Here is a 25,480-nt window from a genome sequence, read left to right on the forward strand (position 1 = left end):
CGTCCCTGAAGACAAGGCGGATTACTCAATGCAAAACGTGGATTCAGTCGTCATCCTCGACTACGGGTCCCAGTATACCCAGCTTATTGCGCGCCGCGTGCGCGAGGCTGGCGTGTACTCCGAGATCCTCACCTGCGAGGCGACCCCTGAAGAGATCAAGGCCCGTGACCCTCAGGCCATTATTCTGTCCGGTGGCCCCGCCAGCGTCACCGGCGAGGATTCCCCCGTTCTGAACAAGGAAATCCTCGACTGGAACCTGCCTGTCCTTGGCATCTGCTACGGCATGCAGCTTCTGGCCTATAATCTTGGTGGACGCGTCTCCGCCAGCGAGGACCGCGAATACGGCCGCGCTGACTTGGAGCTGTCCGGTTCCTGCCCCCTGTGGGACGGCCTGCCGGAAAAGGACAACCACGTTGTGTGGATGTCCCACGGCGACCATGTGGACGCTGTGCCCGAGGGCTTTGAGATCATGGCCCGCACGCCCAACGTTCCCGTTGCGGCCATGGCGGACGTTGATCGCAAGATCTACTGCCTGCAGTTCCACCCCGAGGTGGCCCACACCGACGACGGCACGCTCATCCTGACGAACTTCCTGTTCAAGGTCGCTGGCCTCAAGGCCTCCTGGACCATGAGCTCCTTCGTTGATTCCTGCGTGGCCGACATGCGCGCCACCATCGGCGAGGACGAACACGTGGTCTGCGGCCTGTCCGGCGGCATTGACTCCACCGTGGTTGCCCTGCTGCTGCACAAGGCCATCGGCAAGCGCCTGACCTGCATCTTTGTGGATAACGGTCTGCTGCGCATGAACGAGGGCGAGGAAGTCATCGGCTACCTGCGCGAGCACTTCGACCTGAACCTTGTGTGGGTGCAGGCTCAGGACGAGTTCCTGAACAAGCTGAAGGGCGTGGATGATCCCGAAGAAAAGCGCAAGATCATCGGCCACACCTTCATCGAGGTCTTTGACCGCGAAGCCAGCAAGATCCCCAACGTGAAGTACTTGGCGCAGGGCACGCTGTACCCTGACGTCATCGAATCCATCTCCTTCAAGGGTGGCCCCAGCGTGGTCATCAAGAGCCATCACAACGTGGGTGGCCTGCCTGAGAAGATGAAGATGGGCCTCGTTGAGCCGCTGCGTGAACTCTTCAAGGACGAAGTCCGCCGCGTGGCCGTGGAGCTTGGTCTGCCGGATTCCATCATCTGGCGCCATCCCTTCCCCGGTCCCGGCCTGGCAATCCGCGTCATTGGCGAGATCACCGAGGAGCGTCTGGAGATTCTGCGCAAGGCCGACAAGATCGTGCAGAACGAACTCCACGCCGCCGGTTGGTACAGGAAAGTGTGGCAGGGTTTCGCTGTCCTCTTGCCCTTGAAGACTGTCGGGGTTATGGGAGATGATCGCACGTACGAACATGTCATCGCCCTGCGTGTGGTGGATTCCATCGACGCCATGACCGCGGACTGGACCCGCCTGCCTTCCGAACTGCTGGCACGCATGTCCAACCGCATCATTAACGAAGTCAAAGGTGTCAACCGCGTGGTGTACGACGTTTCGTCGAAGCCTCCGGGAACCATCGAATGGGAATAAGACCGTAATCACGGTTTGACAGGGCGGCGGCGCGGCCAGCGTCGCCGCCTTTAACTCTGCAACCAAGGTCGGACCATGTTTGGAATCGGCAGCACCGAACTTCTTCTGATATTGGGCATTGCGCTTCTGGTCATCGGCCCCAAGAAGCTCCCGCAGATGGCGCGCAGCCTTGGCAAAGCCATGGGCGAATTCAAGCGCGTCTCCAACGACGTCAAGCGCACCATCGACGCCGAAGTCGACCGCGTGGAAAAGCAGGAGCAGACCTCCCGCGCCAAGGCCGAACTCAAGCCCGAGGACGCCCCTCGCCCCAAGGCCGAACAGGCCGAAGACAGCGAGAAGCCCACCGCCGCAGCCACGGCGGAATCCGCCGACGCGGCGGCTGACTCCAAGAACGCCTAAGCGGGAACCCAGCACATGAGCGAGAACGATCGCAAGCCTGAAGATTTGGACCAGAATCTGCCCGTGGATGGTCAGGACGACGGCGACCCCTCCGCGGAACTCCCCGAAGACGACGACACCACAACCGAATCCACAGCCGACGCTGACGCCGCAAGCGAGGACGCTCAGGACGCAGACGCTGCTGACGACGCCGCAGAAGACGCGGCAGAAGAAGGCGCTGAGGACGATGAGCTTGTGGAGATGGGCCTGTTGGACCATCTGGAGGAGCTTCGCATTCGGCTGACGCGGTGCGTCATTGCCGTCATTGTGGGCCTGTTTGCGTGCTATGGCTTTGCCGAGCAGATTTTCGACTATCTGCTGATGCCGCTCAAGCCCATCCTGCCCGAAGGCTCCACCCTTATTTTCACGGGCCTGCCGGAAGGCTTCTTCACGTACATCAAGCTTTCGGCCTTTGCCGGACTCTTTTTGACCAGTCCGTACCTCTTTTATCAGATTTGGGCCTTCATCGCGCCCGGACTGTACAAGGAGGAGCGGCGCTGGGGTATTCCCGTCGCGCTCTTTTCCGCAATTTTCTTCACAGCTGGCGCATGCTTCGGCTACTTTGTGGTGTTCCCCATCGCCTTTGAATTCTTCATGGGCTTTGAGACGGAACTCATCAAGCCGCTGCCGAGCCTGAAGGAATATCTCTCCTTCAGTTTGAAGCTGCTCATGGCCTTTGGTGTGGCCTTTGAGCTGCCGCTGTTTATTTTCTTCCTCGCCCGCCTTGGCATGGTGTCATCCAAGTGGCTGCGCGAAAAGCGCAAGTACTTCGTGCTGGTGGCCTTCATCACCTCCGCAGTGCTGACCCCGCCGGACATCGTGTCCCAGTGCTTCATGGCCGGACCGCTCATCATCCTGTATGAGCTGGGCATTGTTGTGGCGTGGATGTTTGGCAAGGCCGAGCCCAGAAAGCAGCAGGCCGCCGAATCCGAATCCTAGCGCCGCCGGGTGCGCCTCGTCGCGCCCAGATGGCCCAAGCGACCTTTATGCGCCCCCTCCCACCGGGAGGGGGCGCTTTTTTGCGCGCAGCCGCAAAGTGCTGGCCTGAGGGGCTGTTTTGTGCATCTCGCTTTGACCTTGCAGGGGAAAACAGGCATGCTACTGGGTGCAGGATAGGGTTTGGTAACTCCCTTGAACACCACATGAAACGGAGAAGCTCATGGCACTGCGCGCCGCGCAGATTACGCGCACCACTCGCGAGACGGACATCACTCTTTCGTTGACCCTCGACGGCAGCGGAACCACGGACATCGCCACCGGAATTGGCTTTGCAGACCATATGCTCACCCTGATGGCCTTTTGGGCGGGGTGGGACCTGACCCTCAAATGCGAGGGCGATACACATATTGACGCGCACCATAGCCTTGAAGACGTCGGCCTGTGCCTTGGCGCGGCCATTGCCGACGCCATTGGCTCCAAGGAAGGCATCGCCCGCGTGGGCAATGCCCGTGTGCCCATGGACGAGGCCATCACACAGGTGGACCTCGACATCTCCGGACGCGCCTATTTGGTCTATGACGACGCCGTTGTCCCGGACCTCGTCGCTGGCGAGGAAAAGGACGTCTGGCGCGAATTCTTCAAGTCCGTGGCGTTCCGCGCGGGCCTGAATCTTCACATGCAGTTCCTGTATGGCCGCAACGCCCATCATCTTTTGGAATCTGCCTGCAAGGGCTTTGGTCTGGCGTTTCGTCAGGCGGCCTCGTGCGAGCGCAGTGGGGTGCTGAGCACAAAAGGGAGGCTTGACTAATGAAGACGCGGAAATCACTCTATTTCTTGATGCTCGCGGCTGTCGCCGTGCTCCTTTTTGCCGGTTGCCAGCGGGCCAATGTCCCGGTGGAAGGCCCGCAAGGGTATATTGGCGTTGTCTTCTTCAACCAGCCCGAAACTTCAAGTGAACTGCTGGCGGGTTACATTCCCGAGAATGCCAAGCCCGTAAAGACCGAGGTGCTTGAAGGGTTGGATATGCAGCTGCGGGAAGCCCTCGCCGAAAGTGGGACCACGGACTATGTGCGGCCCGGCGCGGCCTTGCGGTGCACGCACATTGTTATTTCCCGGCTGGCCAGCGTGCGCGCCACCGCGTCTTTGGACCAGTGGGTGGGCGTTGGCATGTGCCTTGGGGTGGACTACCTGCTGGTGCCCCAGCTGCTTTACTGGCAGGAGCGCGACGGCAGTGAAGTGGCCGTCCGTGAGCCAGCCGCCGTTGTCTTGGACCTGTTCCTTGTGGACGTGAACGCTGGCACCATTGCGGCGCGGTATCACTTCGACGAGGAGCAGCTCTCGCTCACTGAGAATATTTTGGAAGCGGACAAGTTCGTCAAACGTAAAGGCAAGTGGATCACGGCAACTGAATTGGCCCGCGAAGGCATCAGCCGTGGCGTGAAGGAGCTCGGATTGTGATCGTTTTTCCCGCAGTCGACATCAAGGACGGCAAGTGCGTCCGTTTGAAGCAAGGGTTGGCCGACAAGGTCACCGTCTTTAACGACAGCCCCGTGGACGCCGCCATGCATTGGCTGGAGCACGGCGCGCGCTATCTGCACATCGTCGACCTCGACGGCGCTTTTGACGGCCACCCCGCCAACTACGAGCAAATCTCCACCATCTGCTCCAAGCTGGACATCCCCGTGCAGCTTGGTGGCGGCATTCGGGATATCAAGACCGCCGCGGCCTACCTTGAGGCCGGTGTGTCCCGGCTTATCATTGGCACCATGGCCCTTGAGGACCCGGACCTCTACGGCGAGTTGTGCGCCGCCTTCCCCGGCCGCATCGGCGTCTCTCTCGACGCCGTGGACGGCAAGCTCAAGACCAAGGGCTGGGTGGAGGATTCCGGCTACACCGTGTTCGACGTTATCCCCCGCCTTGAAGAGCAGGGGACCAGCTTTATCATTTACACCGACATCAGCCGCGACGGCATGCAGTCCGGCGTGAACGTGGACGCCCTCGCCAAGCTGTGCGAAGCGACGAGGCTCCCCGTTGTCGCCGCCGGCGGCGTTGCCACCATGGACGACATCCGCGCTCTTTACCCCCTCTGTAGGCAGGGTCTCGAAGGAGCTATCACAGGGAAGGCCGTCTACGAAGGCACCCTTGATCTCGCCGAGGCCCACGAATGGATCGACGCCCAGAGCGCGTAAAACCACTCAAGGAGTGAACCATGTCCAAGAGCATTGAAGTCAAAGGCATGAGCTGCCAGCATTGTGTTGCTTCCGTTACCGACGCACTGAGCAAGGTGCCGGGTGTGAAGGACCTGAACGTCAGCCTCGAAGACGCCAAGGCGACCTTTGAGGAGGACAGCCCCGTCGATATGCAGAAGGTGAAGGACGCCATCTCCGCCATCGGCTTTGAGCCGGGCGCGGCGGCAGACTAGCCCTCGGCATCACGCCACAACGTAACCGCCCCGGAAGGCTGTGCCTTCCGGGGCGGTTTTGCGTTCTCTGGTCAGTGTCTTCTTGCGCCAGTTTACGGTGTCCAGTAGCCGCCCTCGTGCAGGCGTTGCATCAGGTCGCGGGCAATGGCGTAGCGGTTGAACGGGGGCATAATGTAGATGCCCGAGAAGTGCGGCCACGCGTACTCCATCAGTTCCCACGCAATTTCCGTCCCCACGGCCGCGCCGTTGTCGCCTGCCTCGCGCATGCGGCGGCGGGTGTCGTCCGGGATGCTGATGCCCGGGAACTCGTTGTGCAAAAACTCCGCATTGCGCGAGCTGACAAGCGGCATAATTCCAAGGAAGATGGGCACCGTAATATGCGCCGTGAGTTCGCGCACCTCGTCAATGGCTTCGCGCGTGTACACAGGTTGCGTCAGGAAGTATTCCGCCCCGCACTCTATCTTGCGCTCCATGCGCCGCACCTGAAGCGCCTTGTTGCGCGTATTCGGGTTATACGCCGCGCCCGTGCAGAAGTTCGCCTTCAGGCGCATGGAATCGCCGTGGTGGTTCACGCCCTCATTGAATGTTTTCGTCAGGCTGATGAGGTCAAAGGAGCGTACGTCAAAGACGCCCTTCACCACATCGTCAGCGCCGGCAGGGGGCGGGTCGCCCGTTACGGCCAGCACATTGGACAGCCCATCTACAGCCAGCCCCATCAGCGTAGCCTGCATGCCAATGAGGTTTCTGTCGCGGCCCGTCAGGTGCACAATTACCTCACACCCCGTGCGGCGGCGTATCATGCCCGCAAGGATGGTGTTTGACAGTCGCGGCACCGCCAGCGGATTCTCCGCGATGGTGATGGCGTCCGCGCCCGCGCTGGCTATGGCGTCTGTCGCCTCCAAGGCCTGCGACACATCAAGATGCTTCGGCGGGTCAAGCTCCACCAGTACCATTTTTTTACGCCCCAGCTTTTGGCTGAACAGCGTCGGCGGCAACGAACGCGGAGCGGCGTCCTGCGTCTGCGAGTCGCCGGCGCGGGGCGTGGCCTTGGGCAGAGCCTTCGCCGCAGGTTCCGCCGCGTCCAGCAGGCGGCGCAGTGCGGCAATATGCTCCGGCGTTGTGCCGCAGCACCCGCCCAGCAGGCGCGCGCCAAGCTCGGCGCAGCGCATCACCGTTTCCGCAAAGTAGTCCGGCGCGCTGCCGTACAGCAATCTGTCCCCGGAGCGCTCCGGGTAGCCGGAGTTCGGGAAGACCGACAGCAGAGCGCCCGGGTCGCCCACGCGGCGCAAGGTTTCCAGAACGCCAAGCGGCCCCGTGCCGCAGTTGATGCCAACCACATCTGCACCGGCCTCCACGAGGGCGTGCAGGCACTCCTCAGGCGTTTTGCCGCTAAAGGAGCCACCCTGACTTGTAAAGACCATCTGCGCGACGACAGGGAGGCCTGTAGCGCGTTTCACTGCCGTGACCGCAGGCAGCAGCATGTCCAGACGCGAGAAGGTCTCCAGAACCATCACGTCCGCGCCACCCTCGGCCAGCGCCAAGGCCTGCGCCGTGTACATTTCACCGATGCGCTCAGGCGAGGGCATGTCCTCAAGGCGGCCCAGCGGCCCCATGGAGCCGCCAACCCACGCCCCGTCTCCGGCGCACGTCCGCGCAATCTCCGCGCCGCGCCGGTTTATCAGGTGCAGCTTGTCCGCAAGGCCAAAGCGCTCCAGCTTGAGTTCATTCGCGCCAAACGTGTTCGTCTCAATAAACTCTGCCCCAGCACGGATGTACTCATCATGGATGGCAATAATCAGCTCCGGCTGGGTCACATTCAATTCGTCATAGCACGACTCCGCGCCCACACCCTTCTCGTGGATGCGCGACCCCATCGCGCCATCCGCCACAATGCGGCGGCGTGCAAGTTCTTGTAAAAAATCGCGTTGCATGGTTTTCCCTTTCCCCAAATGCGGGGCCACAAAGACTGACCGCGTGGCTATGTCTTGTCAAGATAGCACAGCGGCGCTGGTAGGGGGGGATGCCTCCGGCGGGAAGGCGAAGCAAAGAGGAAAGAGGGCCTCCGGCGGCTCAAGGGAATGATTCCCTTGAGAATCCCCATACTTTTCGGGGCGGAAGCCGCCCCGAAAAGACGAGTTCCTGGTGGGGAGATGTGGCGTGCTCGTTATAATGTCACTCGAAGCTTCCTCGACGAGTTTTTGAGCCGGGATAGGGCGCGCCACAGTTTTCTTCCTCAGCTCACCAGCCACGACCCCGTATTTTCAGGAGCGGCTTCCGCTCCTGAAAATCCTAAGGATTGTTAAGGAAATTATTTCCTTAACCCGCCGGAGGCTCTCTTCTCTCTTCGTCGTGTTGGCCCCAAAAAAAGCGGCCACCCGTGTTGGGTGGCCGCTGTGGTGAGCATATCGATTCAGGGAGGGCGTCCTTGGTGCCGGTTAGGGCTTGAGGGGATGTTCGCCGCTGTCCTTGATATATTCGTTGAGGCAGGTCTCGTAGTAGTCGAAGGTTTTTTTGAGGCCTTCGTTGATGGAGACCTTGGGTGCCCAGCCGAGGTCATTGGTGATCTTTGAGCAGTCGCCGTAGAAGTCGCCGATGTCGATCTTCTTTTTTTCCTCTGGCCACGGGACGAGCTTGAAGCTGCCTTTGCCAGCGGTGGCGATCATTCGCTCGCAGATGTCTTTGAGGCTGATGGGCTCATCGCCGGCGAGGTTGTAGACCTGTCCTGCGGCGCGGTTGTCTTTTCCTGCGGTGAGGATGGCGTCGACGACGTCGTCTACGTAGTTCATATCGCGGCGCTGTGCGCCGTCGCCGTAGAGCTGGATTTGCTTATCTTCGGCGACGAGTCGGATGAACCAGCCGAGGAAGCCCTGCCGGTTGTGCTTGAGCAGCTGACGCGGCCCGTAGGTGTTGGTCAGCCGCAGCACGGCGGCGGGGATGCCGTACACTTTGTTGTAGAGCAGGTGGTACCATTCGCCGGCAATGCAGTTGATGCCGTTGACGTCCACGGGGTCGAGGGGGTGGTTTTCATCAACGGGCATGTAGTGCGGTTTGCCGTAGATTTGGCGGGTGCTGGTGAGCACCAGTCTGGCATCACGGTTGTAGTAGCGGCAGGCTTCCAGCACGCCCAGCTGGGCCTTGGCGTTAATCTCAAGGTCCGTGTAGGGATCGTGCATAGAGTCGATATGGCTGACCTGTCCGGCGAGGTTGAAGATAAACTCCTGCCCGCGGATGAGGTACTGCATGGCGACCCGGTCGCGCACGTCCGAGATATTGAGCCGGATATCGTCCTTAACCGGAGCGATATTGTGCAGGTTGCCGCCGTATTCGTCGATCATGGAGTCGACAACGGTGACGTCGGCCCCGGCTTCAACCAGTCGGATGACGAGGTTGGAGCCGATGAAGCCGCAGCCGCCGGTGACCATGACCTTTTTGCCTTTGTAGAACTGCATGGAATCATTCCGCCTAGTGCTTGGTCTGTGGAAGAACGAGGTTCAAAACGACGCCGATGACACCTGAGAGTCCGATGCCTGTCAAGGTGACTTTGGCGACGCCGAAGCTCATTCCGCCGATGCCGAACACGAGAATAACGGCCACGATGGCCATGTTGCGGGGTTCCATGAGGTCGTCGCCTGCTTTGACGAGGGCGTTCATGCCAACAACGGAGATAGCGCCGAAGAGCAGAATCATGATGCCGCCCATGACCGGGGTGGGGATGGTGTGCAGCACTGCGCCCAGCTTGCCCACAAAGGCGAGAACGATGGCCGTCAGTGCGGCCCATGTCATCACGCCGGGGTTGAAGGACTTGGTGAGTGCGACGGCGCCGGTGACCTCGGAGTAGGTGGTGTTCGGCGGACCGCCGAGACAGGAGGCCAGCGCGGTTGCCAGACCATCGCCCAGCATGGTGCGGTGAACGCCGGGGCTTTTGATGTAGTCCTTTCCGGTGACGGAGCTGATGGCCAGCACGTCGCCAAAGTGTTCAATGGCCGGGGCGATGGCGACAGGCACAATGAACAGGATGGCTTCGATGTTGAACTCAGGTGTGACGAAGTTCGGCACGGCCAGCCACGGGGCGTCGGCAACGGCGGAGAAATCCACAATGCCGAAGAACAGGCTGACGATGTAGCCGGACACAATGCCGCACAGGATGGGGATAAGCTTAAAGAAGCCTCGTCCCAGCAGGGAGACCAGAATCGTCACGGCGAGGGAAATCATGGACACGGTCAGGGCTGTGTCGCGGGGGATAAGCTCCAGGGAGCCGTCGCCGGACTTGCCGACGGCCATGAAGATGGCGGTCTTGGCGAGCAGCAGGCCGATGACCATGATAACCGGGCCGGTGACGATGGGGGGCAGCACGCGGTGCAAAATGCCCGCGCCGCGGAACTTGATGAGGGCGGACAGCAGCACGTAAAAGACGCCGGCTGCGGCAAGGCCGCTCATTGTCGCGGGGATGCCCCATGTTTCCACGCCGTAGATGATGGGCGCGATGAAGGCGAAGGAGGATGCCAGAAAAATGGGCACACTGCGTTTGGTGACAAACTGGAACAGCAGCGTTCCGGCACCGGCCGTGAACATGGCCACGTTGGGGTCAAGCCCTGTGAGCAGGGGAACCAGCACCAATGCGCCAAACGCCACAAAGAGCATCTGCGCGCCGATGAGGCTGTCTTTCAGGCGGAATGCATAATCCGTCGCGGCCATATCCTTCTCCTTCTTGCTATGCTGTATGGTTATATGATGTCGTGGGGGACAGGTGTGGCACTACTTGGTGCCGAAGATCTTGTCTCCCGCGTCACCAAGACCGGGCAGGATGTAGCCGTTTTCGTCGAGGCGCTCGTCCACGCTGGCGGTGTAGACTTCCACGTCGGGGTGCTTCTCGTGCAGGCGCTCCAGACCTTCGGGCGCAGCCACGAGGAAGATGCCGCGGATGTTCTTGCAGCCAGCCTTCTTCAGGATGTCGATGGTGGCGATGAGGGTGCCGCCGGTGGCCAGCATGGGGTCCAGAATAAGGGCCATGCGGTCTTCGATCTTGTTGGCGAGCTTGGTGTAGTACTCGACGGGTTCGAGGGTCTCCTCGTTACGGAACAGGCCAACAACGCTGACCTTGGCGCCGGGCACCATGTCCAGCACGCCGTCCAGCATGCCGATACCGGCGCGCAGGATGGGCACAACGGTCAGGGTCTTGCCCTTGATGGAGTCCGCCTGAGTGGGACCGGCCCAGCCTTCGATGGTGGCCAGCTCGGTTTCGAGATCCTGCGTGGCCTCGTAGGTGAGCAGACGTGCAACTTCGTTGGAAAGGGCGCGAAAATCCTTTGTGCTCAGGCCGACCTGTCTCAGCAGGCCGAGCTTATGCCGGACCAGCGGGTGGTCCACAACATGAACTGCCATGGTATCTCCTAGGCTTACTTTGTGGGGTTGTTTTATGACGTGGAAAATGCGTGGCGCAAAATCTTGTCGTCCTTACCCGCAAAGGCTTACAAGGTCAAGCCAAAATGCGCGCCAGCATTGGCCTCTCGCGGAAAAAGCAAAGCGTCGTGGTGATGTGGAAGAATCCGCCGCTTGGTGTGCGGCAGCGTGGCGGCGGCGTGTAAGGCGTCTGCCGGTGGGATGTGGTGTGGAGCGGAAACATGGAGCCTCCCCCTGCTAATGCAGTGAACCAATCGCCCTTGCGGCGGCTGACATCTGTGATGTGGCCCCTTGGATACCACGTTTACGTGCCGTGGGCGAGTGGTGCTGCGCTTGTGTTCTGCGCGCCGTCAGCAGGCGAATAAATGATATTTCTGGGATTGTTCCACATGCGGTGTGGCGGGTGGTGCATGCGGGAAAGTCCCCGGTGCGTCTGGCCCCGCTGGTGCCCGTGGCGGAAAATATTGGATAACCTGCAACGTTGTGAGGATTTTACATGGACACGATTCTTGTCTACATGACTGCTTCGGACGCGGAAGATGCCCGCCGTATCGGCGCGGTGCTCGTGGAGCGCCGCCTTGCCGCCTGCGTGAACATCCTTGGGACCATTCAGTCCATGTTCTGGTGGGACGGCGCGGTGCAAGACGAGGGCGAAACCGCGTTCATCGCCAAAACCCGGCGCTCCCGTTTCGAGGAGCTGGCCCGCGCCGTGCGCGAGGTGCACTCCTATGACACGCCGTGCATCATTGCCATGCCCGTGGCGGCGGGTGATCCGCAATTCCTCAGCTGGATTGCGGAATCCACAACCCCGGACTCAACACCATCCTAGAGGAGAATACATGCAGACCTTCGTCTTCGGCTCTCTGGCCTTTGACCGCATCATGACCTACCCCGGCAAATTCTCGGACCACATCCTGCCCGACAAGCTGCACATCCTGAACGTGTGCTTCGTTGGCAACGGCCTTAAGGAGCGCTTTGGCGGCACCGCGGGCAACATTGCCTACAGCATGTCGCTGCTGGGCGAGAAGCCGGTCATCGTCTCGTCTGCGGGGCGTGACGACTTTGGTCGATATGAGGAGCGGCTGAAGGCCCTGGACCTGACGACCGAAGGCATCCGCATCGTGGACGAGGCCCTGACGGCCAACTGCCACATCACCTCCGACCTTGCCGACAACCAGATTACCTGCTTCAACCCCGGCGCCATGGGCTTCCCCTGCGAGTACGACTTCTCCAGTGCGGACCCGGAAAAGGATATCGCCATCATCGCCCCCGGCAACCACGAGGACACCATTGGCCTTGCGAAGAAATTCCGCGAGATGGGCATGCGCTACATCTTTGACCCGGGCCAGAACATCACCGCCATCCCCGGCGAAAAGCTGCTGGAAGCCATCACCGGCTCGTGGATTTTGGTGTCCAATGACTACGAGCTGGAAATGATCCTGCGCGCGACGGACCTGTCTCTGGACCAGCTGATGAACCGCACGCAGAATATCATCACGACCCTTGGCGAAAAGGGCTGCACTGTGCATGAGACGTCCGACGTGACGGAAATCCGCGCCGCATCTGTCGGCAAAGTGGTGGACCCCACCGGTGCTGGCGACGCCTTCCGCGCGGGACTGCTCAAGGGCATCACCATGGGCAAGGACCTGTCCGAAGCCGCCCGCATTGGCGCGTGCTGCGCCACGTGGTGCATTGAGTGCATGGGGACGCAGGAACATTCCTTTACAGAAGAGGAGTTCTGGGAGCACTATAGGAAGAATTTCGGACAGACGGACTAAGCGGACCCGTGGCCCCCGCCCCGTGCGGGGGCCAGCGCCGCCCAGCGGCCAGAAGTGCCAATGCCTCCGCGTGGCCGTCAGTCCCCGCCGAACACTCCGGCACCCCGCTGTGGGCTGCCGGTTGAAAACGGGAGGCCACATGATCGAACTGACTCTGGAAGCCGTTGAACGCTACCTGCGCGACACCTTTGGCTCTGGTGTGAAGCTGACAGGCGTAGGGGAAATCGGTTCGCTGGACGAGCAGGGCATGAAGGACTTTGGCTACGGCAAGCCCCTGCTGGTCAGTTGGGAGGAAAACGGCGAAACGCGGCAGGCCGTGCTGTCCATGATGCGTGGCGACCGTTACGGGCATCAGGGCTACTGGGACAGGGCGCGTGTTCTGCTCTTTCAGCATGCCGCCGGGCCAAAGATGGAGCGCCACGTCCGCCCGCTGGGCCTCGGCTATGTGGATACCTCGGGGCATATGGTGCCCGTGACGGACCCACAGGAATTCTTCATCATCAACGAAAAGATTCAGGGGCGGGACTATTTTCTCGACCTCTACCGCATCCGCGAGGGCGACTTCCGCCCGCAGGATGAGCACCTCGCCCGCGAGTTTGCCCTCTGGCTGGCCCGCATCCATTCCCGCAAAAACGACGACCCCGACCTGTACATCCGCCGCATCCGCAACCTTGTGGGCGACTGCGAGTGCATTTTTGGCATTGCGGACGGCTACCCGCATCCGTATTCGGAATTTCCGCCCGAGCGCTTTGTGGCGCTGGAAAAGCGGCTGATTGACTGGCGCTGGAAGCTGCGCGGCTACACGGACCGCCTGGCCGAGGTGCATGGCGACTTCCACCCGTGGAATGTGCTGGTGCAGGACGGCGAGCCGCCGAGTTTTGGCGTGCTGGACCGCAGCCGCGGCGAGTGGGGCGACCCCGCCGACGATGTGGCGACCATGACGCTGAACTATCTGCTCTTTGGCCTGTACGACACGCCGCGCCTGTCCGGTGCGTTTGAAAAGCTGTACCGCACGCTGTGGGACACCTATCTGGAGGAAACGGGCGATAGACAGATGCTGGAGGTCATCGCGCCGTTTTATGTGTTCCGCGCCCTCGTCGTGGCGTCCCCGGAGTGGTATCCTGACCATCCCATCGCGGTCAGACGTGGTCTGTTCCGGCTCATTGAAAATGTGCTGGAGGACGACAGCTTTGATTGGCGCAATATCAATAAGTATATGGAGTAGCCATGAGCGGAGCTGGCGCGTGTGGAGAAGTGTGCTGGGCGATATGGGTTGTGGGGCTGCCGGGTTCGGGAAAGTCCAACCTTGCCCGCGGCATCGTGGATGACCTGCGCAAGGAGGGGTACGCCGTGCAGTGGCTGCAAATGGACGCCCGCCGCAAGGTGTATTTCCCGCGTCCGCAGTACACAGCGCAGGAGCGCGAGGCCGCCTACCGCATGTTTGCCGAGGAGGCCGCGCAGATGGTCCAAAACGGCGTCAACGTCGTCATGGACGGCTCCGCCTATCAGGTCGCCATGCGCGACTACGCCCGCCAGCTTATTCCGCATTTTGCCGAGGTGCATGTGCAGTGCACGTTGGACAATGCAATGCAGCGCGAAGCGGGGCGCCCCGCCGGGCTGGTGATGGCGGGGCTGTATGAAAAGGCCCTGCGCCGCAAGGAAACGGGCGAAGCATTTGAAGGCCTCGGGGAGGTCATTGGCGTGGATGTGCCCTTTGAGGAAAATCCCCGCGCAGAGTTTATCATCGCCAACGACGACATCCCCAAGGAGGAAACCCGCCGCCGGACCATGGCCTTTGTGCGGGAGTGGCTGCGTTCGCTGTAGACCGCCGTCTTTGAATGACAATTGAGGACTGGCCGCCGGAAGCCTTGGCGCTTTCGGCGGCTGGTTTGCGCTTGGCGTTTGGCGCTGCGCGCGGGCCAAAGGGGCTGGGGCATGTCCCACCGGAAGAGGAGGATATGCCGCTGCGGATTTGCCAACGGCGGCAGTTTTTCATAAGCACGAAGCCTCGGCGCGGCTGTCGCGCCCAAGACGACTTCCACCGGCGAGCCATCGCCGCCTCAAGGATATATGATATGAGCAGCAAGACCTTTCATGTGATGACCTTTGGATGCCAGATGAATGTCCACGATTCCGAGTGGGTTTCGCGCGCCCTGACCGCGCGGGGGTGGACCGAGGTCCCCGAGGGCGAGGCGCGGGTCATCGTGGTGAATACGTGCAGTGTGCGCGAGAAGCCGGAGCAGAAGGTCTACAGCCTGCTTGGCCGCCTGAAGGCCATTATGGAGGCGCACCCGGATCGTTTTGTGGCCGTGGGCGGCTGTGTGGCGCAGCAGATTGGCCGCAATTTCCTTGCGCGCTATCCGTATGTGCGCCTTGTGTTCGGCACGGACCAGACCGGGCGCGTCCCCGAGGAACTGGACCGCTTGGCCGAGCACGGCGAGGGCCGCACCGCGCTGCTGGACTTTGAAGACGGCTATCCGGCGCAGGACGCCGTGCTGCCCGAGGACGGTCCGGTATCGCATCTGCCGGGGCAGGCGTTTGTGAACATCATGAAGGGGTGTGACAATTTCTGCGCGTACTGCATTGTTCCCTACGTGCGCGGTCGCCAGAAGTCGCGTCAGGCGGCGGACGTGGTGGCGGAGTGCCGTTCCCTTGTCCAGCGCGGCGTGCGGGAAATTACTTTGCTGGGGCAGAACGTGAACAGCTTTGGGCTGGACAAACACGGCGACGGCACCAGCTTTGCCCAGCTTTTGGAGCAGGTGGCGGGCATTGAGGGGCTGACGCGCCTGCGGTTTACCACCTCGCACCCCAAGGACATTGCCCCGGAAGTCATTGAGGCCTTTGGGCGGTTGGACGCACTTTGTCCCTCACTGCATTTGCCGATGCAGGCAGGTTCAGATACTGTATTGAAAGCTATGGGTCGTGGCTACGATATGCAGCGCTACATGGGCCTTGTGGAGGGACTGCGTGCGGCGTGTCCCGATATTGCGCTCACCACGGACCTTATCGTCGGTTTCCCCGGCGAGACGGACGAGGACTTCCGCCAGACGCTGGACGCCGTGGAGCGGGTGGGCTTTGAGTCGAGCTTTTCGTTCATGTACTCGGACCGTCCCGGAACCCGCGCCGAGAAGATGCCCTTCAAAATCGACCGAGCCGTGAAGGGGGAGCGTCTCATCCAGTTGCAGTCCTTGCAGGAGGAGTTGACCGCCAAGGCGCTGGCCGCCAGCGTGGGGCGCGAGGCCGAGGTGCTGGTGGAATCGCGTAGCAAGGTGCAGGGCGCGGGAGAGAACGTCTCCTGGCGTGGCCGCGACCGCCACGGGCGCGTCGTCAACTTCCTTTGGCCGGAGGAGGCGGGCGATTTGGCCGGAAAGCTGGTTCGCGTGCGGATCGAAACGGCCAAGAAACATTCCCTGTGGGGAAAAGCGGTGGGGGAACCATGGTAGAGATGAAGGTAGTCGGTTTGGCGCTGGATGAAACAGCGCAGGTGCCCGTCCTCGTGCTCAAGGATTTGGAGGAGACCAAAACGCTCCCCATCTGGATAGGGGCCATGGAAGCCATGGCCATATCCCTTGCGCTGAACGAGGTGCATCTGCCGCGTCCGATGACCCACGACCTCCTCCTCAACATGACCAACGGTATGGGCGGACTCATCCAGCGTGTGGATGTGACCCGCCTCGACAGCGGAACCTACTATGCGGAAATTGTGGTGGATATGAAAGGCGAGGAGCGGCGCATAGACAGCCGCCCTTCGGACGCGGTGGCTCTTGCCCTGCGCGCAGGGTGTCCCATTTTTGTGGCGCAGGCCATCCTTGACGAGGTTAGCACCGAGGTGCGCACCGGAGAAGGCCCCATCTTCTCCACGGAAGATTCCGACAAGTGGAGCGAGATTCTGGAGCGATTTTCCGAGGATGACACCAAGTACAAGATGTGACACCGTCACCACGTCTCCGCGTTATGTGACGCACTAGCCCGAGCCTGTCTTCTCGGGCCGCATGCCTGTGGGTGCGCGCTGGGCAACACATTTGGCCCCGCCACCGCAAACGAATGGCATCGGCCAACGACCAAAGGAACCTGACCCGATGATAGATCTGCATACGCATACCGTCTTTAGTGACGGCGCGCTCATCCCTGCGGAGCTTGCGCGCCGTGCCCGCGTGGCCGGATATAAGGCCCTCGCCATGACCGACCACGCCGATGCCTCCAATCTGGAATTCATCATCACCAACGTCCGCCGCGTCACTGAGAGCTACTCCCCCTACGCCGGGATTGATCTGTTCTGCGGGGTGGAGGTCACGCATGTGCCGCCGGGACTCATCCCGGACACCGTGGCCCGCGCCCGCGAGCTTGGCGCGGACATTGTGGTGGCCCACGGCGAAACCATTGCCGAGCCGGTGGAGCAGGGCACCAACCTTGCCGCCATTGAAGCCGGTGTGGACGTGCTGGCGCACCCGGGTCTTATTACGCCCGAAGAGGTTCGCCTTGCGGCGGAAAAGGGCGTGGCGCTGGAGATTACCACCCGCAAGGGGCACAGCCTGACCAACGGCCATGTTGCGGCCCTTGCCCGTGAGCACGGCGCAACCCTCGTCATCAATAACGACGCCCATGAACCGGGCGACCTTGTGGGTGAGGAAATGCGGCGCAGCATCGCCCTTGGCGCGGGCCTGAGCATTGAGGAATACCGCGCGGCAGAGGCCGCGTCCCGGCGCATTATCTCCTCGCTTATCGGAGGCGGGCGGTGAGCCGGAAAAAACGGGCCTCGCGGCTCAATCAGGATGACATTTTAACGGCGGCGCAGCTTCTGCGGGAAGCTCGCGCCGCTGTTGCGTTTACCGGCGCGGGCATTTCGGTGCCCAGCGGTATTCCGGATTTCCGCAGCCCGGGCGGCCTGTGGTCGCGCTACGACCCGCAAAAGGTCGCCAGCCTTCAGGCGCTGCGCACAGCGCCGGAGGACGTGTGGGCCTTCATGCACGAGGCGCACGGCATGTTCGGCGCGGCGTCGCCCAATCCCGCGCACATTGCCCTGGCGGACATGGAACGCGCGGGCCTTCTTACCGGCGTCATCACCCAGAATATCGACAGCCTGCACCAGCGCGCCGGTTCGCGCGAGGTTGTGGAGTTCCACGGCAGTGCGGACCGCTTCCACTGCATGCGCTGCGCGCGTCCGTACGAGGCTGTGAACCTTGCCGCGCTGGGCGGCGTTGGCGTGCCGACGTGTCCATCCTGCGGCGGCGTGGTGCGCCCGGATGTGGTGTTCTTTGGCGAGGGGATTCCAAACCAGCCCCGGCGGCGGGCCGAGGCGCTCATTGCCGCGGCGGACTGCATCCTTGTGGTTGGCACCTCCGGCGACGTGATGCCCGCGAACACATTCCCCTACCGCGTCAAGAACGCGGGCGGAGCGGTTATTGAGGTGAATCTTGGCCCCACGGCCTACGGCGCCTTGCCCGATGTGCGCTTTGACGCCCCGGCGCAAGAGGTTCTGCCGCTTCTTTATGATTGCGCCGTTTCCTGATATGCCCCACCAGTAGGGTTTAAACTACAGTGATTTTACGCTAGTGTGTCCGGGCCGGAAGCTGCGCCCGGATTATGGATGCCGGGGCGCGTCTCGCGCGTCCGGATCGACTTTTCACGATACGAGGATACCCCGATATGGAGATGTTACCGCAGACCGGTGTCATTGCTCTGCTTTCCCACGCGACGCTGACGGTGAAGTTCGTGCTCGGACTGCTCGTTTGCATGTCTCTGGTGAGCTGGAGCATCATATTGTTCAAGGTGTTTGTGCTGGCGCAGGCCCGCAGCCGCGCCCGGCAGGATTATACGAAGTTTGTCGGCGCAAGTGACCTTGGCGAGGGCATGCGCGCCCTTGGCCGCGACCAGACCTCGCCCGTCTACCGTTCCGGCGTCAGCGCCATGAACGAACTGCGGCGGCTGGAAAGCTCCGGCCTGCTCACCTGCAAGAATCTCGACGTGGTCATCGACAACCTGCGCCGCGCCCTCAGGCAGGGCGTCAGCTCTCAGCTTGGCGGGTTGTCGCGGTCCTTGTCCTTTTTGGCCACATGCGGCAACTCCGCGCCCTTTATCGGGCTGTTCGGCACCGTGTGGGGCATCATGCATTCGTTCCACTCCATCGGCCAGATGAAGACCGCGGCCCTCGCTGCCGTGGCCCCGGGCATTTCCGAAGCCCTCATTGCCACGGCCGTTGGGCTGGCCGTCGCCATCCCGGCGACCATTGCCTACAACTTCTTCCTTGGCATGTTGCAATCCATCGAAACGGAACTGGTGAACTTCGCCGGTGCGTTCCTGAACACCGTACAGCGCGAGCTGTCCGGCGATACGGTGGATGCGCCCCAGCAGCGCAGGAGGAGTGAGGACAATGGCGGACTTTAATCCCCATAAAAAGGGATTCATTGCGGAAATCAACGTGACGCCCTTTGTGGACGTCATGCTGGTTCTGCTCATTATCTTCATGGTCACCGCGCCGCTGATGACGCAGGGGCTGGAGGTGGACCTGCCGCAGACAAAAACCGTGCGGACCCTGCCGAAAGACAAGGACCACATGGTGCTGACCATCCGTGCGGATGGCACCATCTATCTGGATGAATACAAGGTGCCGCAGGGCGAACTGGGCGGGCATCTTCAGCGGCTGGTCAAGGCCGAGAACAAGTTCCTCTACATCCGCGCTGACAAGGCCGTGGCCTACGGCGTGGTGGTCGGCGTGATGGGCGAGGTGAAATCCGCAGGGATTGACCGCCTCGGCGTCGTGGCGGAGCCCGAAGACACCCGGCCTGCGCGACCGGGCGAGAAGTAGTCTAGGCCGCGCACTATGCGACTGCTCAGTTGGATTCTTTCCATAGCCCTTCACGGGGGCATCTTGCTTATGGCGGTATATCTGGCCACACCTTCTCCCATGAAGGTGAACCTTGATGTGCCCGTCTATCAGGTGGACCTCGTGAAGCTGGCGCCCAAGAAGGGCGTGGCCGTGCCAAAACCCAAGGCCGCCGCCAAGCCCGCTCCGCCGCCAAAGGCCAAGCCTGCGCCAAAGCCCCAGCCCAAACCCAAGCCGCAGGCCAACGAAATTGCCGCCAAGGTGGAGAAGCCGAAGCCAAAGCCCGAGGCCAAAAAAGCCCCGGAAAAGCCAAAGCCGAAACCGGCCCCCAAGCCGAAACCCAAACCAAAGCCAGAACCGAAGCCCAAGGAAAAAGCTCCGGAGAAGCCCCAGAAGTCCCGGCAGGACTTGCTGAACGAAGCCCTTGCACAGGCCAAGAAGGATGTGCAGTGGAAGAAGCACCTCCAGCGGAAAACCGTGGAGCGCGAACTGGCGGCCCTGCGTGAGCAGGTTGCCAAGCAGGACGCCACCCAGGCCGACGGCGCTGGCGGCGAAAGCGAAGAAGGCGTCTCCGCCGGTTTGGAGGAAATCTACGCCGCGCAGGTCAAGGCCATTATTCGTGAGAATTGGCGCTTTCCGTCTATTCCTGTGGATGCGGCCCTTGTGGCGACGGTGTATCTGCGTGTTGGTCCCGAGGGGAGCATTACGGAGTCGCGCCTTTTGGCGGCGTCCGGACGCCCCGATTTTGATTCCTCGGTCATGAAGGCCGTGCAGGAAACGCGGCAACTGCCGCCCCCGCCCGGCACCGTCCGGCAGATTCGCATCAACTTCAATCTTCAGGACATGCAGTGATATGAAAATGCTTAAGACGTTGGCCCTCGCCGTCGTCCTCGCGGTTTGCCTTTCGGCCACCGCGTGGGCGTCCGAGGCGCTGACTATCGATATCTACGGTCCCGGCCAGAGCCGCGTCAACCTGGCGCAGGCCGCGCCCAAAGGCCTCGACGCCGCGCCCGTTCCGGCCCTTGCCCCTGCCTTCGGGCAGTTGGTGAGCCAGAACTTCTCCTTTTTGCCCTTTATCCGCGAAGTAGCGCCGACGGACGTTCTCGGCGGTGTGCAGCTTGCCGGAGTTTCCCGCAGCGGCATCGACTTCAAGCGCTTTCAGCTCAGCAAGGTTGACCTCGTCATGACCACGGGCTGGAAGCCCAATGGCCAAGGCGGCAGCCGCCTTGAGTGCCGCGTGTACGAGACCTTCACCTCCCGCCTTGTGGTGGGGAAGGCCTATTCCGGCGTCAACGAAAAGAATATCTCCCGCGTGGCGGACCTCTTTTGCGCCGCGTTTATGGAGGCCCTCACCGGGCGCGATGAGTACTTCCGCTCCATCATCGCCTTCTCCAAAACCGGCAAGGACGGCAACAGGCAGATTTGGACCGTCACCCCGCAGGGACGCGAACTGCGGCAGGTGACCTATCTGCACGGCGCCAGCATCAGCCCGGCGTGGTCCCACACGGGCCGCTATCTCGCCTTTGCGCATCATAGCGACCACGACCACACCCTCGGCATTTGGGACTCCAAGGAGAACCGTATTTTCCGGTCCAAGCTCCCCGGTACCACCATCGGCGGCACCGCATTCAGCAAGGACGACCGGGTGGTCGTGGCCCTTACGCGCGGCAATATGGAAATCTACGAGCTGACGCGCGACCTGCGGCGTATTCACAAAACGCTGGTGCAAAACTGGTCCATCGATGTGTCGCCGTGCTTCACCAAGGATTATTCCACCATGGCCTTCACCTCGGACCGTCGCGGCAACCCGCACATCTTTGTGAAGGATATGGAGTCCGGCAAAGTCACCCGCGTGACCTACGACGGCAAATACAACACCAGCCCGTCCATCAGCCCCGATGGAAAGCTTATTGTGTTTTCCCGCCGTACCCCCGACGGGCACCGCATCTTTCTGCATGACATGGAGTCCGGAAAGGAACGTCAGCTGACCTTCGGCCCCGGTAGCGATGAGGAGCCCGCATTTTCCCCCGACGGGTACTTCATCTGCTTTGCATCAAACAGGTCAGGAGAGTATAAACTGTATCTTACCACGCGGCATGGTGCGCAGCCCAAACTGTTGCCCACAGGTGACGGTGCGGCAACGCATCCAGTGTTCGGCCCGAGATACGGTGAATAATGCCCGCGCCAAGGCGTTGACACCATTGTAACTCTCAAGAAATGACTTGTTCTTTTGTTGATTTTCGTATTATGGCGGGGTAGACCTGAAAAAGTCGAGGGCCGCGTGCGCCCTTCGTACCTGATGACGACGCAAAGGTTTTTCCTTTTTTAGGAGTAAAGTCCCTGAATCTGATCGAGGAGGATGTAATGAGAACGAAACTCCTGGTGGTTATGGTCATGATGGCCTTTGTTCTGGCCCTTGGCACCGGCTGTGCCAAGAAGCAGATGAGCGCAGAACCCGCACCCGCTGCAACCCAGCCCGCAGACTCCAGCTCCGCCGATGATGCACAGCGCATCAAAGAGCAGGAACTGGCTGCCGAAAAGCAGGCCATGGTGGCCGCCGAACAGGCGATCACCGGCAACAAGATCTACTTCGACTTCGACAAGTACGACCTGAAGCCCGAAGCAAAGAAACTGCTGACCGCCAAGGCCGAACTGCTGAAGAAGTACAGCTCTTGGAAGCTCCTCATTGAGGGACATTGCGATAACCGCGGCACCGAAGAATACAACCTCGCCCTCGGCGAACGCCGCGCCCGCGCCGCCTACGAATTCCTCGTAGTGCTCGGTGTGCCCTCCTCCCGCCTCAAGGTCGTTTCCTACGGCGAAGAGCGCCCCGCAGTCGACGAAAATAACGAGACCGCATGGGCCATGAACCGTCGCGACGAGTTCAAGCTCTTTAAGTAAGACGCCACGAGCACGGTAGATACGACGTTAAAAACGCCGCCGGTGAAAACCGGCGGCGTTTTTTTGTGGCCGACGTGGTCGTTATGCGTGGTTCAAGAGGTTGCCTTCGGCGACTTAAGGGGTGCGACCCCTTAAGAATCCCGAGGTTTTGTGGCTGGAAGCCAGCCCCAAAAAAGGGGGTGTAGGCGTTGCCGGGCGTAGGGCGAGTGGTCCGCGTGGGCGTGGCTGGCGTTGGGGCGTGATTGCGGCCGCGTAGGTGGTGAGGGGCGTGGCGTATAAAGACGATTCTTAAGGATGAAATCCTTAAGCCTGCGGAGCATAAAATGGGTGGCATGGACGACGTGGTCGTTACGCGTGGTTCAAGAGGTTGCCTTCGGCGACTTAAGGGGTGCGCCCCCTTAAGAATCCCGAGGTTTTGGGTCTGGAAGCCAGCCCCAAAAAAGGGGGTGTAGGCGTTGCCGGGCGTAGGGCGAGTGGTCCGCGTGGGCGTGGCTGGCGTGGGGGTGTGATTGCAGCCGCGTGGGTGGTGAGGGGCGTGGCGTATAAAGAGGATTCTTAAGGATGAAATCCTTAAGCCTGCGGAGCAAAAACGAGGGTGGCATGGGCGACGTGGTCGTTACGCGTGGTTCAAGAGGTTGCCTTCGGCGACTTAAGGGGTGCGACCCCTTAAGAATCCCGAGGTTTTTGGGTCTGGAAGCCAGCCCCCAAAAAGGCGGTGCAGGCGTTGCCGGGCGTAGGGCGAGTGGTCCGCGTGGGCGTGGCTGGCGTGGGGGTGTGATTGCGGCCGTGTGGGTGGTGAGGGGCGTGGTGTATGAAGAGGATTCTTAAGGATGAAATCCTTAAGCCTGCGGAGCAAAAACGAGTGTGGCATGGCCGGCGTGGTCGTAACGCGTGGTTCAAGAGGTTGCCTTCGGCGACTTAAGGGGTGCGACCCCTTAAGAATGGTTCATCTCCCAATTCCGGGGGAAACATAAAAAATTGAGGACAACGGAAACCCTCAGTAATCTCGACAGTTGCACAACAGACGAGAGCTACAAGGAGGGCACCGTTGTCCAAGGGCAAGATTACCCGGTTGTTGGGAGACTGGAAAGGGTATCGTGTTGGAACTGTTCAGCGCCTTGAAGCCAGCGAAGCTCGGAAGCACCCCGAAGTCTGGATCGAGTTGATTCCAATCAGGCGAAGGCGAATGAGATGCAGCGGGTGCGGCAGGCTTGTCTGCGCAGTTCACGACTATGTCGAACGCTGGGTTCGTGACTTGCCTGTATTCGACGCGGCAACGCATTTGCTCGTTATCCGGCGTCGGGTCCATTGTCCCGTCTGTGGACCAAAGCTGGAGCAGCTTCCTTGGCTCGACAGGTATTCGCGTGTCACAAGGCGGCTGGCCGAGTCCGTTGTTCGGCTCTGCCGCATACTTCCCATTAAGCACATCGCGGAATGCTACGGCCTGAACTGGAAGACCGTGAAGACAATCGACAAGCGGTACCTAGCGGAAAAACTCAATCCCATTGACTTGAAAGGCGTCAAGGTTGTCGCAATGGATGAGTTTGCCATCCGCAAAGGACATCGCTACGCCACGATCATCGTCGAGCCTTACACCAAGCGGGTTCTGTGGGTAGGAAGAGGCAACAGCCGGGAGAGCATCCGACCATTCTTTGAACTGCTTGGCCGTGATGGTTGTGCCCGAATTGAGGCCGTTGCAATGGACATGAACGGTGCGTATGCCGCCGAGGTGAAGGCGCAATGCCCGAAAGCCGAGATCGTCTACGATCTATTTCATGTCGTTGCCAAGTATGGCCGAGAAGTAATCGACCGCGTCCGAAACGATGAGGCCAATCGCCTCAATCATGACAAAGACGCCCGTAAGGTTGTCAAAGGCTCACGATGGCTGCTCCTGCGCAACAGGCGGAATCTCATGCGACAGGAAGATCGAATCCGGCTCTATGACCTGCTTCGAGCCAACAAAAATTTGATGAAGGTTTATATCCTCAAGGAGGATTTGAAGCGACTCTGGGACTACCGATACTCCAAAGCTGCCAAGCGATTTTGGAAAGGTTGGTACCGCCGCGCCATGCAAAGCCGAGTCGAGCCGCTCATTAAATTCGCTAAGCGCCTCAAACCCTACATCTCGGGCATTATCTCACACTGCCGATATCCGCTACACACCAGCCTACTCGAAGGGATCAACAACAAGATCAAGGTGATCAAACGGATGGCCTACGGCTTTCTCGACGACGAGTACTTCTTTCTCAAAATCAGAGCAGCCTTCCCCGGAATTGGGAGATGAACCTTAAGAATCCCGAGGTTTTTGGGTCTGGAAGCCAGCCCCCAAAAAGGAGGGCAGGCGTTGCCGGGCGTAGGGCGAGTGGCCCGCGTGGGCGTGGCTGGCGTGGGGGTGTGATTGCGGCCGTGTGGGTGGTGAGAGGCGTGGCGTATAAAGAGGATTCTTAAGGATGAAATCCTTAAGCCTGCGGAGCATAAAATGGGTGGGGCATGGCCGACGTGGTCGTTATGCGTGGTTCAAGAGGTTGCCTTCGGCGACTTAAGGGGTGCGACCCCTTAAGAATCCCGAGGTTTTGGGTCTGGAAGCCAGCCCCAAAAAAGGGGGTGCAGGCGTTGCCGGGCGTAGGGCGAGTGGTCCGCGTGGGCGTGGCTGGCGTGGCTGGCGTGGGGGCGTGATTGCGGCCGTGTGGGTGGTGAGGGGCGTGGTGTATGAAGAGGATTCTTAAGGATGAAATCCTTAAGCCTGCGGAGCAAAAATACGCTCATCTTCAACGCCGCCACCTGCCAAAGCTCCACAACCTGCGTGGCGCCGATTTTTTCTTGCACCACGCGCGCCTAAATAGTAAAGATAGTTATTAGCGACAACATGAGCGTGGGGAGGCAGTTATGGCGCAGCCTGAAGAGATGTACCGTTGCCAGACGGTGAATTGCGGGTATGTGTATGACCCTGACAGGGGAGACCGGAAGGGCAAGATTCCTAAGGGGACGCAGTTTAAGGATTTGCCGGATACGTGGCGTTGCCCCATCTGTGGTGGCACCAAAAAGTGTTTTCGTCCTATGGCGGGGCCGGGAGCGGACGGCTCTACCGAATGTGAACTGCCTACTGAGCAGTAGCGGAATTTGTGTGTCCTCCTGTCCCGGTTGTTCGGGCACCACACAAAAAGCGGCCGCATCCTCTTACGGGGATGCGGCCGCTC

Annotated in this window: 27 protein-coding genes; 23 read left to right on the forward strand and 4 right to left on the reverse strand. The window is 60.8% G+C overall.

The window, feature by feature from the left end:
• Window positions 1–28 precede the first annotated feature (28 nt).
• The 7 genes from guaA to ACYQ2T_RS04960 all read left to right on the forward strand — a co-directional run bounded on the left by guaA (window position 29) and on the right by ACYQ2T_RS04960 (window position 5,381).
• A complete protein-coding gene (guaA, locus tag ACYQ2T_RS04930) occupies window positions 29–1,582 on the forward strand; it encodes a glutamine-hydrolyzing GMP synthase (protein WP_404844331.1) in 1,554 nt (517 codons plus the stop codon).
• A 75-nt stretch (window positions 1,583–1,657) separates the two neighbouring features.
• A complete protein-coding gene (gene tatB, locus ACYQ2T_RS04935) occupies window positions 1,658–1,981 on the forward strand; it encodes a Sec-independent protein translocase protein TatB (protein WP_404844332.1) in 324 nt (107 codons plus the stop codon).
• 240 nt (window positions 1,982–2,221) lie between these two features.
• Window positions 2,222–2,959 (forward strand): twin-arginine translocase subunit TatC, encoded by a 738-nt coding sequence (gene tatC, locus ACYQ2T_RS04940; RefSeq protein WP_459900086.1) that lies wholly within the window; start codon window positions 2,222–2,224, stop codon window positions 2,957–2,959.
• A gap of 220 nt (window positions 2,960–3,179) precedes the next feature.
• Window positions 3,180–3,767 (forward strand): imidazoleglycerol-phosphate dehydratase HisB, encoded by a 588-nt coding sequence (gene hisB, locus ACYQ2T_RS04945; RefSeq protein ID WP_459898926.1) that lies wholly within the window; start codon window positions 3,180–3,182, stop codon window positions 3,765–3,767.
• Entirely contained in the window at window positions 3,767–4,417 is a 651-nt protein-coding gene (locus ACYQ2T_RS04950; protein WP_459898928.1) for a hypothetical protein, read from the forward strand. Before hisB ends, ACYQ2T_RS04950 begins: the two co-directional genes overlap by 1 nt.
• Complete coding sequence (gene hisA, locus ACYQ2T_RS04955) at window positions 4,414–5,148, forward strand: 1-(5-phosphoribosyl)-5-[(5-phosphoribosylamino)methylideneamino]imidazole-4-carboxamide isomerase (RefSeq protein ID WP_404844336.1); 735 nt, start codon at window positions 4,414–4,416, stop codon at window positions 5,146–5,148. Before ACYQ2T_RS04950 ends, hisA begins: the two co-directional genes overlap by 4 nt.
• Window positions 5,149–5,168: 20 nt before the next feature.
• Window positions 5,169–5,381 (forward strand): heavy-metal-associated domain-containing protein, encoded by a 213-nt coding sequence (locus tag ACYQ2T_RS04960; protein WP_459898930.1) that lies wholly within the window; start codon window positions 5,169–5,171, stop codon window positions 5,379–5,381.
• 92 nt (window positions 5,382–5,473) lie between these two features.
• Here ACYQ2T_RS04960 and ACYQ2T_RS04965 read toward each other — a convergent pair whose 3' ends face one another.
• The 4 genes from ACYQ2T_RS04965 to upp form a co-directional block, all read right to left on the reverse strand.
• Entirely contained in the window at window positions 5,474–7,312 is a 1,839-nt protein-coding gene (locus ACYQ2T_RS04965; RefSeq protein ID WP_459898932.1) for a bifunctional homocysteine S-methyltransferase/methylenetetrahydrofolate reductase, read from the reverse strand.
• A gap of 504 nt (window positions 7,313–7,816) precedes the next feature.
• Complete coding sequence (locus tag ACYQ2T_RS04970; RefSeq protein ID WP_459898934.1) at window positions 7,817–8,830, reverse strand: GDP-mannose 4,6-dehydratase; 1,014 nt, start codon at window positions 8,828–8,830, stop codon at window positions 7,817–7,819.
• A 13-nt stretch (window positions 8,831–8,843) separates the two neighbouring features.
• A complete protein-coding gene (locus ACYQ2T_RS04975) occupies window positions 8,844–10,076 on the reverse strand; it encodes a uracil-xanthine permease family protein (RefSeq protein ID WP_459898936.1) in 1,233 nt (410 codons plus the stop codon).
• Window positions 10,077–10,136: 60 nt separating this feature from the next.
• Window positions 10,137–10,763: a uracil phosphoribosyltransferase gene (gene upp / locus ACYQ2T_RS04980; protein ID WP_404844341.1), complete on the reverse strand. Its 627-nt coding sequence runs from the start codon at window positions 10,761–10,763 to the stop codon at window positions 10,137–10,139.
• Between the two features lie 50 nt (window positions 10,764–10,813).
• Here upp and ACYQ2T_RS04985 point away from each other — a divergent pair, with 50 nt between their 5' ends.
• The 16 genes from ACYQ2T_RS04985 to ACYQ2T_RS05060 all read left to right on the forward strand — a co-directional run bounded on the left by ACYQ2T_RS04985 (window position 10,814) and on the right by ACYQ2T_RS05060 (window position 25,397).
• A complete protein-coding gene (locus tag ACYQ2T_RS04985; RefSeq protein WP_459898938.1) occupies window positions 10,814–10,966 on the forward strand; it encodes a hypothetical protein in 153 nt (50 codons plus the stop codon).
• A gap of 311 nt (window positions 10,967–11,277) precedes the next feature.
• Window positions 11,278–11,610 (forward strand): divalent-cation tolerance protein CutA, encoded by a 333-nt coding sequence (cutA, locus tag ACYQ2T_RS04990; RefSeq protein WP_459898940.1) that lies wholly within the window; start codon window positions 11,278–11,280, stop codon window positions 11,608–11,610.
• A 10-nt stretch (window positions 11,611–11,620) separates the two neighbouring features.
• The gene (locus tag ACYQ2T_RS04995; RefSeq protein ID WP_459898942.1) at window positions 11,621–12,559 is read left to right on the forward strand and encodes a carbohydrate kinase family protein; all 939 of its coding nucleotides are present in this window, start codon (window positions 11,621–11,623) and stop codon (window positions 12,557–12,559) included.
• A gap of 139 nt (window positions 12,560–12,698) precedes the next feature.
• Complete coding sequence (locus ACYQ2T_RS05000; RefSeq protein ID WP_459898944.1) at window positions 12,699–13,784, forward strand: phosphotransferase family protein; 1,086 nt, start codon at window positions 12,699–12,701, stop codon at window positions 13,782–13,784.
• 2 nt (window positions 13,785–13,786) lie between these two features.
• Window positions 13,787–14,383: an adenylyl-sulfate kinase gene (locus tag ACYQ2T_RS05005; RefSeq protein ID WP_459898946.1), complete on the forward strand. Its 597-nt coding sequence runs from the start codon at window positions 13,787–13,789 to the stop codon at window positions 14,381–14,383.
• Window positions 14,384–14,634: 251 nt separating this feature from the next.
• Window positions 14,635–16,002, forward strand: a complete 1,368-nt coding sequence (gene miaB / locus ACYQ2T_RS05010; RefSeq protein ID WP_459898948.1) for a tRNA (N6-isopentenyl adenosine(37)-C2)-methylthiotransferase MiaB — start codon at window positions 14,635–14,637, stop codon at window positions 16,000–16,002.
• A complete protein-coding gene (locus tag ACYQ2T_RS05015; RefSeq protein ID WP_404844348.1) occupies window positions 15,996–16,490 on the forward strand; it encodes a bifunctional nuclease family protein in 495 nt (164 codons plus the stop codon). Before miaB ends, ACYQ2T_RS05015 begins: the two co-directional genes overlap by 7 nt.
• A 148-nt stretch (window positions 16,491–16,638) precedes the next feature.
• A complete protein-coding gene (locus tag ACYQ2T_RS05020; protein WP_459898951.1) occupies window positions 16,639–17,298 on the forward strand; it encodes a histidinol phosphate phosphatase domain-containing protein in 660 nt (219 codons plus the stop codon).
• Window positions 17,295–18,068, forward strand: coding sequence for an SIR2 family NAD-dependent protein deacylase (locus ACYQ2T_RS05025; protein ID WP_459898953.1), 774 nt, complete (start codon window positions 17,295–17,297; stop codon window positions 18,066–18,068). The genes ACYQ2T_RS05020 and ACYQ2T_RS05025 overlap by 4 nt, the downstream gene beginning before the upstream one ends.
• Before the next feature lie 137 nt (window positions 18,069–18,205).
• On the forward strand, window positions 18,206–18,943 hold the full coding sequence (locus ACYQ2T_RS05030; protein ID WP_404844351.1) for a MotA/TolQ/ExbB proton channel family protein: 738 nt from the start codon (window positions 18,206–18,208) through the stop codon (window positions 18,941–18,943).
• Window positions 18,930–19,364, forward strand: coding sequence for a protein TolR (gene tolR, locus ACYQ2T_RS05035; protein ID WP_459898956.1), 435 nt, complete (start codon window positions 18,930–18,932; stop codon window positions 19,362–19,364). The genes ACYQ2T_RS05030 and tolR overlap by 14 nt, the downstream gene beginning before the upstream one ends.
• Before the next feature lie 15 nt (window positions 19,365–19,379).
• On the forward strand, window positions 19,380–20,234 hold the full coding sequence (locus ACYQ2T_RS05040) for an energy transducer TonB (RefSeq protein ID WP_459898958.1): 855 nt from the start codon (window positions 19,380–19,382) through the stop codon (window positions 20,232–20,234).
• A gap of 1 nt (window position 20,235) precedes the next feature.
• On the forward strand, window positions 20,236–21,558 hold the full coding sequence (locus ACYQ2T_RS05045; protein ID WP_459898960.1) for a translocation protein TolB: 1,323 nt from the start codon (window positions 20,236–20,238) through the stop codon (window positions 21,556–21,558).
• A 188-nt stretch (window positions 21,559–21,746) separates the two neighbouring features.
• Complete coding sequence (gene pal, locus ACYQ2T_RS05050; RefSeq protein WP_404844355.1) at window positions 21,747–22,283, forward strand: peptidoglycan-associated lipoprotein Pal; 537 nt, start codon at window positions 21,747–21,749, stop codon at window positions 22,281–22,283.
• A 1,048-nt stretch (window positions 22,284–23,331) separates the two neighbouring features.
• Entirely contained in the window at window positions 23,332–24,567 is a 1,236-nt protein-coding gene (locus ACYQ2T_RS05055) for an ISL3 family transposase (RefSeq protein ID WP_459897527.1), read from the forward strand.
• Between the two features lie 602 nt (window positions 24,568–25,169).
• Window positions 25,170–25,397 carry a rubredoxin gene (locus ACYQ2T_RS05060; RefSeq protein WP_459898962.1) on the forward strand — a complete coding sequence of 76 codons (228 nt, stop codon included), beginning with the start codon at window positions 25,170–25,172 and terminating at the stop codon, window positions 25,395–25,397.
• Window positions 25,398–25,480: the final 83 nt, after the last annotated feature.

The organism is Desulfobaculum senezii (assembly GCF_054657395.1).